This is a genomic window from Streptomyces sp. TE5632 (assembly GCF_054061295.1).
Genome location: NZ_JBSSEA010000003.1, coordinates 5899263 through 5912341, shown reverse-complemented (window position 1 = coordinate 5912341; position 13079 = coordinate 5899263). Strand labels below are relative to the sequence as shown.

Annotated in this window: 10 protein-coding genes and 4 pseudogenes; 6 read left to right on the top strand and 8 right to left on the bottom strand. The window is 71.5% G+C overall.

Features of this window, described 5'->3' with window-relative positions; all coding sequences use genetic code 11:
* Nucleotides 1-111: 111 nt before the first annotated feature.
* The 6 genes and pseudogenes from ACVW19_RS32180 to ACVW19_RS32155 all read right to left on the bottom strand — a co-directional run.
* Nucleotides 112-423: pseudogene (locus tag ACVW19_RS32180) on the bottom strand (IS630 family transposase); the annotation flags it as partial.
* 215 nt (nucleotides 424-638) lie between these two features.
* Nucleotides 639-1013, bottom strand: a complete 375-nt coding sequence (gene crcB / locus ACVW19_RS32175) for a fluoride efflux transporter CrcB (protein WP_457463925.1) — start codon at nucleotides 1011-1013, stop codon at nucleotides 639-641.
* The gene (locus tag ACVW19_RS32170) at nucleotides 1010-1357 is read right to left on the bottom strand and encodes a DUF190 domain-containing protein (RefSeq protein ID WP_457463924.1); all 348 of its coding nucleotides are present in this window, start codon (nucleotides 1355-1357) and stop codon (nucleotides 1010-1012) included. Before ACVW19_RS32170 ends, crcB (ACVW19_RS32175) begins: the two co-directional genes overlap by 4 nt.
* Entirely contained in the window at nucleotides 1357-1773 is a 417-nt protein-coding gene (gene crcB, locus ACVW19_RS32165) for a fluoride efflux transporter CrcB (protein WP_457464877.1), read from the bottom strand. The genes ACVW19_RS32170 and crcB (ACVW19_RS32165) overlap by 1 nt, the downstream gene beginning before the upstream one ends.
* A gap of 901 nt (nucleotides 1774-2674) precedes the next feature.
* Complete coding sequence (locus tag ACVW19_RS32160) at nucleotides 2675-3589, bottom strand: RNA repair domain-containing protein (RefSeq protein WP_457463923.1); 915 nt, start codon at nucleotides 3587-3589, stop codon at nucleotides 2675-2677.
* A 735-nt stretch (nucleotides 3590-4324) separates the two neighbouring features.
* The gene (locus tag ACVW19_RS32155; protein ID WP_457463921.1) at nucleotides 4325-4456 is read right to left on the bottom strand and encodes a hypothetical protein; all 132 of its coding nucleotides are present in this window, start codon (nucleotides 4454-4456) and stop codon (nucleotides 4325-4327) included.
* 299 nt (nucleotides 4457-4755) lie between these two features.
* On the opposite strand from ACVW19_RS32155, the gene ACVW19_RS32150 reads away from it, so the two are divergent.
* Genes ACVW19_RS32150 through ACVW19_RS32140 form a run of 3 tightly spaced genes read left to right on the top strand, consistent with a single transcriptional unit; the run spans nucleotide 4756 to nucleotide 8293 of the window.
* Entirely contained in the window at nucleotides 4756-6432 is a 1677-nt protein-coding gene (locus ACVW19_RS32150) for an FAD-dependent oxidoreductase (RefSeq protein WP_457463919.1), read from the top strand.
* Nucleotides 6429-7946 (top strand): ATP-binding protein, encoded by a 1518-nt coding sequence (locus ACVW19_RS32145; RefSeq protein WP_457463918.1) that lies wholly within the window; start codon nucleotides 6429-6431, stop codon nucleotides 7944-7946. Before ACVW19_RS32150 ends, ACVW19_RS32145 begins: the two co-directional genes overlap by 4 nt.
* Entirely contained in the window at nucleotides 7943-8293 is a 351-nt protein-coding gene (locus ACVW19_RS32140) for a UBP-type zinc finger domain-containing protein (protein ID WP_457463916.1), read from the top strand. Before ACVW19_RS32145 ends, ACVW19_RS32140 begins: the two co-directional genes overlap by 4 nt.
* Before the next feature lie 26 nt (nucleotides 8294-8319).
* Here the strand turns inward: ACVW19_RS32140 and ACVW19_RS32135 are convergent.
* Nucleotides 8320-8645 (bottom strand): annotated as a pseudogene (locus ACVW19_RS32135) (hypothetical protein); the annotation flags it as partial.
* Nucleotides 8646-9153: 508 nt separating this feature from the next.
* Between ACVW19_RS32135 and ACVW19_RS32130 the strand changes: the two are divergent.
* A complete protein-coding gene (locus ACVW19_RS32130; RefSeq protein WP_457463914.1) occupies nucleotides 9154-11256 on the top strand; it encodes a SpoIIE family protein phosphatase in 2103 nt (700 codons plus the stop codon).
* Nucleotides 11257-11868: 612 nt separating this feature from the next.
* Here the strand turns inward: ACVW19_RS32130 and ACVW19_RS32125 are convergent.
* A pseudogene (locus tag ACVW19_RS32125) lies at nucleotides 11869-12033 on the bottom strand (pirin family protein); the annotation flags it as partial.
* 94 nt (nucleotides 12034-12127) lie between these two features.
* Between ACVW19_RS32125 and ACVW19_RS32120 the strand changes: the two are divergent.
* Nucleotides 12128-12841 (top strand): hypothetical protein, encoded by a 714-nt coding sequence (locus ACVW19_RS32120; RefSeq protein ID WP_457464914.1) that lies wholly within the window; start codon nucleotides 12128-12130, stop codon nucleotides 12839-12841.
* Nucleotides 12760-13070, top strand: a pseudogene (locus ACVW19_RS32115) (IS6 family transposase); the annotation flags it as partial. The gene ACVW19_RS32120 and the pseudogene ACVW19_RS32115, both read left to right, overlap by 82 nt.
* Nucleotides 13071-13079 lie beyond the last annotated feature (9 nt).

Below are 13079 nucleotides of genomic sequence, written 5' to 3'. Positions count from 1 at the left end.
CCTAACCGGGATCCGGCACCACCGGGCCCTGACTCCGATCGGCACAAGCCGCCCGGAGGCCGGGCCCGGCCCGGCAGCGGGGCAGTCACACGATCGCCCGGACAGGTCCTGGTGACCTGAGTCCGAGATGCGCCGGAAGTAAGCGGCTACTTTGTCGAGGATCTCGTCGGCGGTCTTCGTCCGGACGAAGGGCCGTGGATGCTCGTTCCAGTCGGCGAGCCAGCCGCGGATGTCGCGTTCGAGGGCCTGGACGGAGCGGTGGACACCGCGCGTGAGCTTCTTCTGCGTGAACTCGCCGAACCACCGCTCCACCAGGTCCAGCCAGGACGCACTCGTCGGCGTGAAGTGCAGGTGGAACCGGGGATGGGCGGCCGGCCACTGCTTGATGACGGGCACTTTGCGGGTGATGCAGTTGTCCAGGATGCGGATCCAGGGAGGGGCCCACGCGGTCCACGGCCTCAGCCCGCCCGCCCCGAGCCGGCCCGGAGCGTGAAGCAACTGGTCACCGAGGGCCTGGTGATCGTCGAAGAGGTCGAGGTGATCAGCGTCGGCCGGGCGCGCGGACGCGGTCCGCACCGGCGGCGCCACGGGAGCGGAGTGAGTTGCTCAGGCGGTATCCGGATAGTGGGAGCCGGGGCCTATCCGAACACCGCCTTGGCCACGGCCAAGCCGATGAACACCGCTCCGAGCCCTGCGATGACCGAGGCCGCCACATTGACGAACGCCAGAAACCTCGCGCCGGCCGCGGCCAGGCTCAGCGTTTCATAGGAGAACGTCGAGTACGTGGTCAGCGCCCCGCACAGCCCGGTCCCCAAGAACAGCTGCATGTCCCCCGACGCGGCACCGGACAGCGCCGCCCCCGTCAGTGCGCCGAGAATCATTGAGCCGGTGATGTTGGCGGCGAAGGTGCCCCACGGGAAAACCGTGTCGTGACGCGCCTGCACCGCCCGGTCGGTCAGATACCGCAGCGGGGCCCCGATCGCGCCGCCGAGCAGCACCAGCAGCAATCTCATCGGCTCACGGCCTCCCGCCCCACGTAGTGCACCACCTGGACCTCCTCCAGAGTCACCAGCCCCTCGATGGCCAACTCGTCCAGCTGCGGCAGGAAGGCACGGATCCGGTCCTCCTCGTCCACGATGACAACCATGGTCGGCAGGTCGTCCGCCATCGACAGCAACCGGGTGGTGTGCACGATCGAGGACGCCCCGAACCCCTCCACCCCACGGAAGACCGACGCCCCCGCCAGCCCAGCCTCGTGAGCCCGGTGCACGATCTCCGTGTACAGCGGCCTGTGATGCCAGGTGTCGGTGTCGTCCACGAAGACCGTCATGCGCAGTGCGCGACCCATAAGCTCCATTACCGTCTCCTTCCGACCAGGGCACGGCGCGCCGCCGCCACGCCGACCGTCACCGCGGCCATCGCGGCCACAACGGTCGCCGCCAGGTAGGCCAGCGCAATACCGGCCCGCTCCTGGGCGACCAGACGTTCGATGTCGGCGCAGTACGTGGAGAAGGTGGTGAATCCGCCCAGCACCCCCGTGCCGAAGAACGGCCGCACCAGAGGGTGCACCGACCACACCTCGGTCACCACCACCAGAAACACACCGATGATCAGACAGCCGACCGCGTTGACACCCAACGTCGTCCACGGGAACGCGCTGCTGCCCGTGGGCCACAGCTGCCCCGCCTCATAGCGGGCGCCCGCCCCCACCGCCCCACCGACGGCGATCACGGAAAGCACCGCCAACTCCCGCCGACGCGCTTCACCCCGCAGCCGCGCCTCCTCAGCAGCCGTGGCCCGCTCGGCCGACCCGGCAACCGTGCTCGGCCCTCCAGCCACGCTCCTCAGGCCGCTACGCCCCACACGCCTCTGCACACCGACCACCGTGCACCCGCCCCTGCTCTGGGTGAGCAAGGACCGTCGTCACGTCACTGCCGCCCATCGGGCACCATCCCCTGCGACTCCACCGATGCCGTACGGCCACCCTAAACCTCGCGCTTGAGGAGGCGCGGTTGAGCAGCAGGAGTGCAGCGGTTGACGTTGAGAATGATCTTGATCGGCTCGCAGGCCGGCGCCGTTGCCGGCGGGCAACCGGAATGCGCTGGACGCGCCGTGGCCGATTCTGGACGCGTCAGCTCCGTCGTCGGGCGGCCGGGTCCTGGCCGGTGACATGCCGGGCTACCGCGTCGAAGCCCTCCTGGAGGACGAGCAGAACCGGCGGGCGCTGCCCGGCGTCCTGTGGCGTGACCCCCTGCTCGGCGCCCGGGCCGCCGGCATCGCCGGCCCCAAGGCCGGTGCAGCGTTGCTGGGTCCCGACATCGACACTCTTCCGTACGTCAACCGGGTCTTCCTGCCGCAGGCCCCCACCAGGCCGCCCCGACCGCCACGGACCTCACGGAGGGCCCGCTCGCGGAGCTCGTCCGGGTATTTGCGTGGTGCTGGCACTGCGTGGTTTTCCTTACGCCAGGATCATAAACCTGGCTTCAGGGACTTTCCGAGACATGGGTCAGCTCAGGGGGCTCGTAAGGGAGGCATGAGGTGCCGGTGACCGGCGGAGCGAGCCACCGTTGGTTGGTGGGAGGGGCGGGCTCTGACGCGTCTCCGGCAGGCGTCGAAACACTCCGCCCTGGCGGCCTGAATCCCTGGCGGCGCCTTGCCGCACCCGGCCATGGCCTCACCTGTCGGTGATCGGGGAGAGCCATGCCGTGTCCTCCGGGCCCGGCGCCTCGGGGCCGGGCCCGGGCAGCCGGCGGACCTCGCCCGTTCGCAGGGCGATCGTGGCCCGTGGCCGCATCGGTCCGTCGCCGCCGCGGGAGAGCAGGACGAGTTCCCAGACCGTCGCCGTCATCGCGTCGAGCCGGGTGGCACAGTCGGCGGTGACTCGCCGCGGGTCCCGGGTCCGGCCCAGGGACAGATGGGGGGTGAAGTTCTTGGCGGGCCCACGACAACGCGGGAACCGCTGCCGCAGTAGGCGGTGCAGGTCCGCCCACGGCCCCTCGCCCGCTGCCGCCGGGTCGAGCCACACGGTGAAGTACGCCCTGTGCCGGAAGGTACGCACCCCCTCCAGCCGGGCGGTGAAGACCGGCGCGCCGGCCGTCGCCGCGGCCAGCAGCGGGGCAGCCCGCTCGAAGTGGGACTCCGGCACGAAGCCGAAGAGCACATTGACGTGCGGCGGCCACCGGTGGATCTGCGGATCGTGATCCCGGCGGATGTCCTGGATCGGCGGCCACAGTTCCGCAGGCGGGATCCAGGCCACCGCCGTCCGGGCCGTCGGGGGCACGTCGAGGACGCCGGCGGGCTCGCCCCCGCCGGGGCCCGCGCCGAAGCTCAGGCCCGCTTGCGGGTGCCGCACCCGGCCGGCACCCGACGTGTCGACGCGGTCCACACCCGTGGCCCGGTCCCAGACCAGCTCGCCGTCCGCCTCGACGAACACCACCCGGTGCCACGGGATGTCGCCCCCGGGCACGAAGGAGGACAGCGGGACGCGTTCGAGGCCGTCCCCGCGCCGGCGGATCCCCAGCACGAACCGGGCCGGATCGAACCGCGGGTCCCAGCGAACCCGGTGATAGATCTCGTCACTGGTTCGCATCACGCCTCCTCTCCCGCCCCCACACCTCCTCTTCCTCCAGGGTGCCGCCCGTCCTGTCCTCGACGGTTGTTCCGCTCGCGCACCGATGGCGTCCCGCCGGGTGGTGCAGCCGATCAAGGCGCCGGAATCCGCAGGTCGGGGACGGCGGCTCCGCCGGACCGGGCGTTCAACTCACCCCAGCAGGGCGCCTCGTGGACTGCCGCCTCTCCGGAGATCGCCAGGGGCCTCGTACAGGACAAGGCCATTGCGCGTTTGGCGGAGGTCTGCAACGCGAAGAAGGCGGCGCCGCCGGGGGCAGGCGAAGGCGGAGCGCATCGCGAAGTACGGGGCGATGCGGTTCGAGGAGTACGCCGCCCGGTGGGAGGCCGGCCGCGGGATCTGGGGCCGGCCGTCGGTGGGGCATCTGGAGTCGCTGCTCAGCATCCACCTGCTGCCGCTGCTGGGCAGCTGGCGGATGAGCACCTTCGACCACAAGGTCCCGGAACGCGTAACGCTTGATCCCCTGCACCGCGACGCGGGACACGACCCTCGCACCGGCACGCATCAGGCGCGAGGCGCGACGGTGCCGACGTATGCCGAGGCGATTCGTCTCGTCAGGATCGGCGATCGGTGCGGGCAACGGTTGCAGCGGGCGACGTTCGCGATTCTTGGGGGCACCCCGTCAAGAAGAGTCCGGCGAGAAGCACGAACGATGCGGTGCTCACCGCCTGCCGCGTTCCGGTGGGCCGCGGACGGTCACCGACGAACAGGGTGGCGCTCGGTGACGGTCCGGGCGGCCTTCGCGAGTCCGTCGCGCACCCCCTGCCGCCGGGTGTCCCGGTCGCCCGCGTCGAAGGCGTCGTGCGCCTCGAAGCGCCAGGCGTGCACCCGGCGCAGCGGCAGCCCGCGGCGCTCGGCCTCCCGTCCCTGCCCGCGCCGGCGTGGCGAGGCTCTCCTCCGATCCCCCCTGCCGCGATCGGCCGCGTCATGCCGTCTGCCTCCCTGTGCGGTGAGCCGTCCTCGGTCCGGTCTCCCCCACCGGGTGACCACGGAAGCGGGCGGCCGGGGCGACGGACCTCCGCACACTCGGGCAAATCGTGGCGATCGAACATACGATGGGCGGAAGCCGGCGCGGTACTGCAAGGGCGCGCCGCGCTGCCCGTCCGACCACGCGGGGTGGCAGACACATGGCACAGGCCGTGGAGCCGACGCGGACCGTCATCATGACCGTGGACGACGACCCGGGGGTCTCCCGCGCCGTCGCCCGGGACCTACGGCGGCGCTACGGCGCCTCGTACCGGATCGTGCGCGCGGAGTCCGGCGAGTCCGCGCTGGACGCGCTGCGCGAGCTGAAACTGCGCGGCGACCTCGTCGCCGTCATCCTGGCCGACTACCGCATGCCGCGGATGAACGGCATCGAGTTCCTCGAACAGGCCATGGACGTGCACCCGGGCGCGCGGCGGGTCCTGCTGACCGCGTACGCGGACACCAACGCGGCGATCGACGCGATCAACGTCGTCGACCTGGACCACTACCTCCTCAAGCCCTGGGACCCGCCCGAGGAGAAGCTCTATCCGGTCCTGGACGACCTGCTGCAGGCCTGGCGACGCAGTGACTACCGGCCGGTGCCCAGCACCAAGGTGGTCGGGCACCGCTGGTCGGCGCGGTCGTCCCAGGTGCGGGAGTTCCTGGCCCGCAACCAGGTGCCCTACCGCTGGTACTCCTCCGACGAGCCCGAGGGAAGGCGGCTGCTGGCCGCCGCCGGGCAGGACGGGCAGCGGCTGCCGCTGGTGGTCACACCGGACGGCACGCCCCTGCTGGAGCCGGAGGCACCGGAGCTCGCGGCCCACGTGGGGCTGGCGACGACACCGGCGGCCGACTTCTACGACCTCGTCGTGGTGGGCGGCGGCCCGGCCGGGCTCGGCGCTGCCGTGTACGGGGCCTCGGAGGGGCTGCGGACGGTGCTCGTGGAGCGCTCGGCGACCGGCGGGCAGGCCGGGCAGAGCTCCCGGATCGAGAACTACCTGGGTTTCCCCGACGGCGTCTCCGGCGCCCAGCTGACCGACCGGGCCCGCCGGCAGGCGGCGAGGTTCGGCGCCGAGATCCTCACCGCGCGCGAGGTGACGGGCCTGGAGGTGGGCGGCGCGGCCCGGACCGTACGGTTCTCGGACGGCTCGGCGGTCGCCGCACACAGCGTGATCCTGGCGACCGGGGTGTCCTACCGGCAGCTGCCCGCGGCCGGCGCGCGGGACCTGACCGGCTGCGGGGTGTTCTACGGTTCGGCTCTGACCGAGGCGCCGTCCTGCCGGGGCCAGGACGTCTACATCGTGGGCGGCGCCAACGCGGCGGGGCAGGCGGCGATGTACCTGGCACGGGGCGCCAAGTCGGTGACCCTGCTGGTAAGGGGCTCCTCCCTGTCGGCGTCGATGTCGTACTACCTGATCCAGCAGATCGGGGAGGCCCCCAACATCTCGGTGCGCACGGGCACCGTGGTGGAGGCCGCGCACGGCTCCGGCCATCTGGAGAAGCTGACGCTGCGCGACACGGCGAGCGGGCGGAGCGAGCTGGTCGACACCCAGTGGATGTTCGTGTTCATCGGCGCGGCCCCGCTGACCGACTGGCTGGACGGCACGGTGCTGAGGGACGGGCGCGGGTTCATCCTGGCCGGGCCCGACCTCACGCCCGACGGACGTCCGCCTTCCGGCTGGGAGCTGGACCGGCCGCCGTACCACCTGGAGACCAATGTGCCCGGCGTGTTCGTCGCGGGTGACGCGCGCGCGGAGTCCGCCAAGCGGGTCGCGTCCGCCGTAGGAGAGGGAGCCATGGCCGTGATGCTCGTCCACCGGTATCTGGAGCAGTCATGAGCGGCCGGCCGCTGCCGTGCAGCTCGAAGGAGATCGGCTCGCTGTTCCTGTTCGAGAAGCTGTCGGGCGAACAGCTGGGCCGGCTGTGCCGTGAGGGGCGGATGGAGCGGTTCGACCCCGGCCCGGTCTACACCGAGGGCGAGCCGGCCGCCTGCTTCTACGTGATGCTGGAGGGCACGGTGGTGCTCTCCCGCCGCGTCGGCGGCGACGACGTGGAGGTCATCCGGTCCTCGCAGCGCGGGGTTTATTCGGGCGCCATGCAGGCGTACCTCGGGGACCGGCTGCGGCAGGTCTACAACAACTCGATGCGCGTCACGGAGCCGACGCGGTTCTTCGTGCTGCCCGCCGAGACCTTCGCGGACATCATGCGCGAGTGGTTCCCGATGGCGGTGCACCTGCTGGAGGGGCTGTTCTTCGGGTCGAAGAGCACCCAGGCGGCCGTAGGGCAGCGGGAACGGCTGCTGGCGCTCGGGTCGTTGTCCGCCGGGCTCACCCATGAGCTCAACAACCCGGCGGCGGCGGCCGTCCGGGCCACCGCGACGCTGCGGGAGCGGGTGGCCAGGATGCGGCACAAGCTCGCCCTCATCGCCGAAAGCCCTTTCTCCGGGGACCAGTTGGCGAATCTCATCGACATCCAGCAACGTACCGCCGAGCGGGTCGCCAAGGCACCGGTGCTCACCCCGCTGGAGGTGGCCGACCGCGAGGACGCCCTCACCGACTGGCTGGAGGAGCACGGCATCGAGCAGGGCTGGCAGATCGCGCCGACCTTCGTACAGGCCGGGCTCGACGTGGACTGGCTGGAGCAGGTCGCGGCGGCCGTCGGGCAGGAGATCCTGCCGGGCGCCGTGGGCTGGCTCAACTACACGGTGGAGACCGAGCTGCTCATGGACGAGATCGCGGACTCCACCACCCGAGTCTCCGCCCTGGTGGACGCCGCCAAGCAGTACTCCCAGCTGGACCGTGCCCCCTACCAGGTCGCCGACGTGCACGAACTCCTCGACAGCACGCTGCTGATGCTGTCCGGCAAGATCGGGCCGCGGATCAGGACCGTCAAGGAGTACGACCGTACGCTGCCGCGGATCCCCGCCTACCCGGCGGAACTGAACCAGGTGTGGACCAACCTGATCGACAACGCGGTCTGCGCGATGGACGGCGCGGGCGGCGACGGCACGCTGACCGTGCGCACCGCGCTCCACGACGACCGGCTTCTCGTCGAGTTCCGGGACACCGGGCCCGGCGTGCCGCCGGAGATCCGCGACCGCATCTTCGACCCGTTCTTCACCACCAAACCGGTCGGCCGGGGCACCGGTCTGGGGCTGGACATCTCCCGGCGGATCGTCGTCAACAAGCACCACGGCAGCATCGGCGTGGAGTCGGTGCCCGGCGACACCCGTTTCCGGGTACTGCTGCCCCTGGCCGCCGTCGAACCCGACGCAACGGCACTCTCCTCCGCCTCGCCCGACGGGCCGCCGCCCACGTCCGAGGACCGTACGACACCCCAGGAGCCGGCATGACCAGCGACACCGGAATCGACCCCCGCGTCCCGCCCAGCGGCACCGGCTGCGTCGAGTGCGACGCCGCAGGCGGCTGGTGGTTCCATCTGCGGCGCTGCGCGCAGTGCGGCCACATCGGCTGCTGCGACGACTCCCCCGGCAAGCACGCCACCGCCCACCACCGGGCCGCCGGGCACCCGGTGATCCGCAGTTACGAGCCGGGCGAGGGCTGGTTCTGGAACTACGACACGAACGAGCTGTACGAGACCGGCCCCGAACTCGCGCCACCGGTGAGCCACCCGGCGGACCAGCCGGCGCCCGGCCCGGCGGGCCGCGTCCCCGCGAACTGGGCGGACGTGCTGCGCTGAGCCGTCCCGAGCTGCCCTGCGCCTGCCGATTCCAGGAAGTCGCACGCCGGCAGGGCGTCGGCCTGGGAGCGCGGGAAATCCGCCCACGCGCTCGTAGCGCGCTCGGGTGCCGGGTCGGTCCCGGCTTCCCGAAGGATCTCCCGGACGGTGGAGGCGGCCACCGTAACGCCCAGGACGAGGAGTTCGCCGTGGATGCGGCGGTATCCCCGGTCGAGGGCAGACGGTGCAGAAACGCCACCAGGAACGCGCGGCCGTTCGGGGAGAACCCAACCTTCTCGCCACCGAGTTGGCGCTCCAGCACCGTGATCTGATGCCGGGGTGATCGCCGGCCCCGCGAGAGCACCGATCCCAGCGTCCGTGCTCGGGAACCCGCGCATCCCGCACATCGGCTCCCACCTCGGCGGATGAGGTTTTCGGCAGGGGCAAGGGCAAGGGCCGAGTTCAGGCACCGGTACCCGGCTCAACCGCCCGCCGCTTCCGTCGGGGCGGCACCGTGCCGCCCTGCGGAGTGGTGCAACCTGGTGGAACATTGTGGACAGTTGTCGGTGTCCGCAGCCGGCGGTGGGGCGGTGGGGATACGTGCGGTTCGTGGTCGGTGGACACGGGTGCCGTCGCGGTGTCCACCGCGTCACGTCGGCGCCCGGGCACGGCCGGGTCGGCCAGAGCGCGTCCTTCCCCGGGGCAGCCTGTGTCCGGCGCCTGGGTGCGGGGAAGACGGTGCGGTGCCGGACGGGGACCAGGGTCACCCGGAATTCCGGGGATGCATGGCCGGCCGGTCCGGGGGCACTCCGGGGCTGCGAGGACCGGCGCAGGCGGACGCAGTGCACGCTGCGTGGCAGCCGGTGAAAGGGGTGTCCGGGATGGTCGTGGAGGGAGTTTTCGGGGCTGTTCACGGCCGGGCAGAGCGGGTGAAGGACGTCTCCTCCACTCCGGGCGGACTGCTGGACGTGCTGGGTGTCGCGCCTGTCGTCCTCGATGCGGACGGGCGGATCGTGCTGTGGAGCCCGCAGGCCGAGAACCTGTTCGGCTACACCACCGAGGAGGCGCTGGGCCGGTACGCGGCCCGGCTGCTGCTTGAGGAGGAGCACCTGGAACAGGTGGCCGAGCTGTTCGACCGGGTCATGGTGAGCGGTGAGAGCTGGGCCGGCGGGTTCCCCATCCGGTGCAAGGACGGCCACACGCGGATGGTGGAGTTCCGCAATATGCGGCTGGAGGACAGCCTGGGGGACTTCTATGCCCTGGGCACCGCCACCGACCAGGCCATCCTGCGGGAGGTGGAGCGGAATCTGGCGCTGTCGGTGCGCCTGATCGAGCAGGCTCCGATCGGGCTGGCCATTTTGGACACCGACCTGCGGTTCGTGACCGTCAATCCGGCGTTGGAGCGGATCAACGGTATGCCTGCCGCCGACCACATCGGCCGGCGCCCTCGCGAGGTTCTGCCTCATCTGGACATTGACGTCGACTCCACGACCCGCCAGGTGCTGGAGACCGGAGTGCCGTTGCTGGACCGGCCTGTCGTCGGCCGCACCGCGGCCGACCCCGACCACGAGCATGTCTGGTCGGTCTCCCGCTACCGGCTGGAGGACTCCGGTGGGCAGGTGCTGGGGGTGGCCACCTCGGTCGTGGACGTCACCAAGCAGCGCCGGGCAGAAATCGAGGCGGCCCGGGCCCGGCGAAGGCTTACGCTCATCGCCGACGCCTCCCTGCGCATCGGGACCACACTCGACCTCGAGCAGACCGCCCGCGAGCTGGCTGAGGTGTGCGTGCCGGACCTCGCCGACGTGGCCACGGTGGACGTGCTCGACAGCGTCCTGCAGGGCCACGCGGCGGAGACCCATGAAGGGCCCGCGCTGTTCCGCGCCCTCGCCGTGGCTTCCGTCTGCTCCACCGAGGCCGCCCGCGCTGCCGACCCGCCCGGTGAACTCGCCGTCTACGACACCGACCGCCTGGCCGCCCAGTGCGTGAACCTCCGCCGCCCGGTCCGGGTGCCCCGCGTGGAGGGCCGCGACCTGCCGCGCATCGCCCGCTGCCCCCGGGCGGTCGAGCTGCTGGCCCGCGCCGGGCTCCACTCCTACCTGGCCGTGCCGCTGACCGCCCGCGGCGAGATCCTCGGGGCTCTTGGCCTCAAGCGCACCGGCAACCCCGAACCGTTCAACCGGGACGACGAAGTCCTGGCCGGCGAGCTGGCCGCCCGCGCCGCCCTGTCCATCGACAATGCCCGCTGGTATCGCAGCCAGCGTCATGCGGCCCTCGCCCTCCAGCGCCACCTGCTCCCCCAGCACCCGCCGCACCCGGTGGGCCTGGAGGTCGCCAGCCGGTACCAGCCCGCCGCAGTCGCCGTCGAGGTCGGCGGCGACTGGTTCGACGCCATTCCCCTGGCCGGCGACAGGACCGCCCTCGTGGTCGGCGACGTCATGGGCAGCGGCATCAACGCCGCCGCCACCATGGGCCAGCTGCGCACCGCCACCCGCGCCTTCGCCGACCTCGACCTCGCCCCCGCAGAGGTCCTCAAAGGCCTCGACCACACCACCACCCGCCTGGAGGAGACCATCGCCACCTGCGCCTACGCCGTCTACGACCCGCATCGTGCGCAGTGCCGCGTCTCCCTCGCCGGTCACCTGCCCCCCGCCCTGGTCCGCCCCGGCCTCGCCCCCCAGCTGCTCGACCTGCCCCCTGGCGCGCCTCTCGGTGTCGGCGGCATCCCGTTCCGGACCGCCACCTTTGATCTGGGTCCCGGTGACCAGCTGGTCCTTTACACCGACGGCCTGGTCGAGACCCGCGACCAGCCCATCGACCAGCGCCTGAACACCCTCCTCGGCCTGCTCGACGACCCGGGGCGTCCCCTGGAGGAGACCTGCGACCGGCTCCTGCACGCCCTGCGCCACCCCGACGACCACGACGACGTCGCCCTGCTCGTCGCCCGGGCCCGGCCCACTCCCCACAACCAAGCCCCCCGGCCCTGACGCTCCGAGCGTTGTACGCGCGGGCGTGTCCGATGGTTTGTGCGACTCGGCCGGTGGTGGATCGTTTCGGTCGATGTGGGTGAGGTGATCTCTCAGATACGTGGACTTCGCGGGAGCGAAGGGTACGTCCTGGTCGGTCGCGAAGAGTTCCGGATCGCATGCTGCGCATCGGCCGTGAGAGTCGTGTCGGCGCCGCGTCCTTGCTTCGGGTACTCGAGAGAGGAGAACCCGAGTGCAACGGTGCCCACGACGGACGCTTCAACCCACCTACTCAGAGTGCGGTACGTGAGTTCTCGCACCGGAGTGTGACTCAGCCACCTACCAGGTCAGCATCCGTGAGGTGGTCACCCAAGCTGCGACGGCCACTGCACCGCCGCGAAGGTACGACACGAACCTCCGCCGACACCTGATGACTCATCAGTAGGGTTGGCAAAGGGTTGGCAAGGATCCTGCCACAGCCACCCACAGACGGACAGACCGTGGAATTACCCAGCCCCACACATGGGGCCTGCAGCACGTCCAGCGTCCCTCCCGCACGCGGTGGAGGGACGGGAGACAAGGCACGACGGCGAGTCGCCCACCCGTCACCAACCAGTCAGCCGTCTCCGCAGGTCAGCGAACCCTTCCGCGGGGCTTCAGCGGCCCCGGCGGCAGCTCGGGGGCGGGCAGCGGGGCACCGTCGTAGCCCTTCACCTCGCCGAAGCGGGTGCCTTCCATCCAGTCCCGGCGGGCCTGTTCGATCTCCTCCCGGGTCCGGCCGGTCCAGTGCCAGAACATGGCGAACCGTGCGCGCATCAGCGCAGGTCAGCGGCGTTCCGGACCGCCGACGGTGAGCAAACTGTCAGCATCGGTCCCGGAGGAGTCGGCAACCGTGAGTGCCACGGACCTGGTTCGTGGGGTGGGGTCGTTTTTCAAGGAGTGTGAGCATCCGCGGTCGCGGTGGTCGAAGTGCCCGCACCCGTACAAGATCCGGTACCGGTCGACGGCCGGGAAACAGGTGAAGGGGTCCGGGTTCGCGACCCAGGACAAGGCGATCGCGCGTTTGGCGGAGGTCTGCAACGCGAAGAAGGCGGCGCCGCGGGGGCAGGCGAAGGCGGAGCGCATCGCGAAGTACGGGGCGATGCGGTTCGAGGAGTACGCCGCCCGGGGGGAGGCCGGCCGCGGGATCTGGGGCCGGCCGTCGGTGGGGCATCTGGAGTCGCTGCTCAGCATCCACCTGCTGCCGCTGCTGGGCAGCCGGCGGATGAGCACCTTCGACCACAAGGTCGTCGAAGCCTTCCTCCTGAGCATGGAGCGCGACGGCGTCGGCCTGGCCGCGCGGGCGAACGCGTTCGACAAGCTGAAGGCGATCCTGCTGGACGCGTACCGGCTGGGGCTGTTCGACGACGATCCCGTCTCCGGTGTGAAGCCGCCGCAGTACGACCCCAAGCGCGTGGTAATCCCCCACCCGGGCGGCTGCGGGACATACGTACCGCGGGTGACGACAGCTTCCTGCTGGCCACCGTCACCGACCGGCTCCGTTCCCACAGCCCCACCCACCGCGGGTCCATGCCCTCGGTCGAGCACCGCTCCCCCAAGGGCCTGAACGACCAGGACGAGAACAGCCACCGGCCCACCCGGCGACGCGAGCGCGCGAGGAAGGGCTTTCGCAGCCTCGGCGGGGCACAGCGGTTCCTGTCCGCCTTCAGCGGCATCTCACCCCGCTTCCAGCCCCGCCGCCATCGGATGACAGCCCCGACCGCCGAGCCGGGATGACCGTCCGCTTCGCCATCCGGGAGCAGATCACCGGCGTCGCCGGCCGGTCCACCACGGCCTGGCCCCAG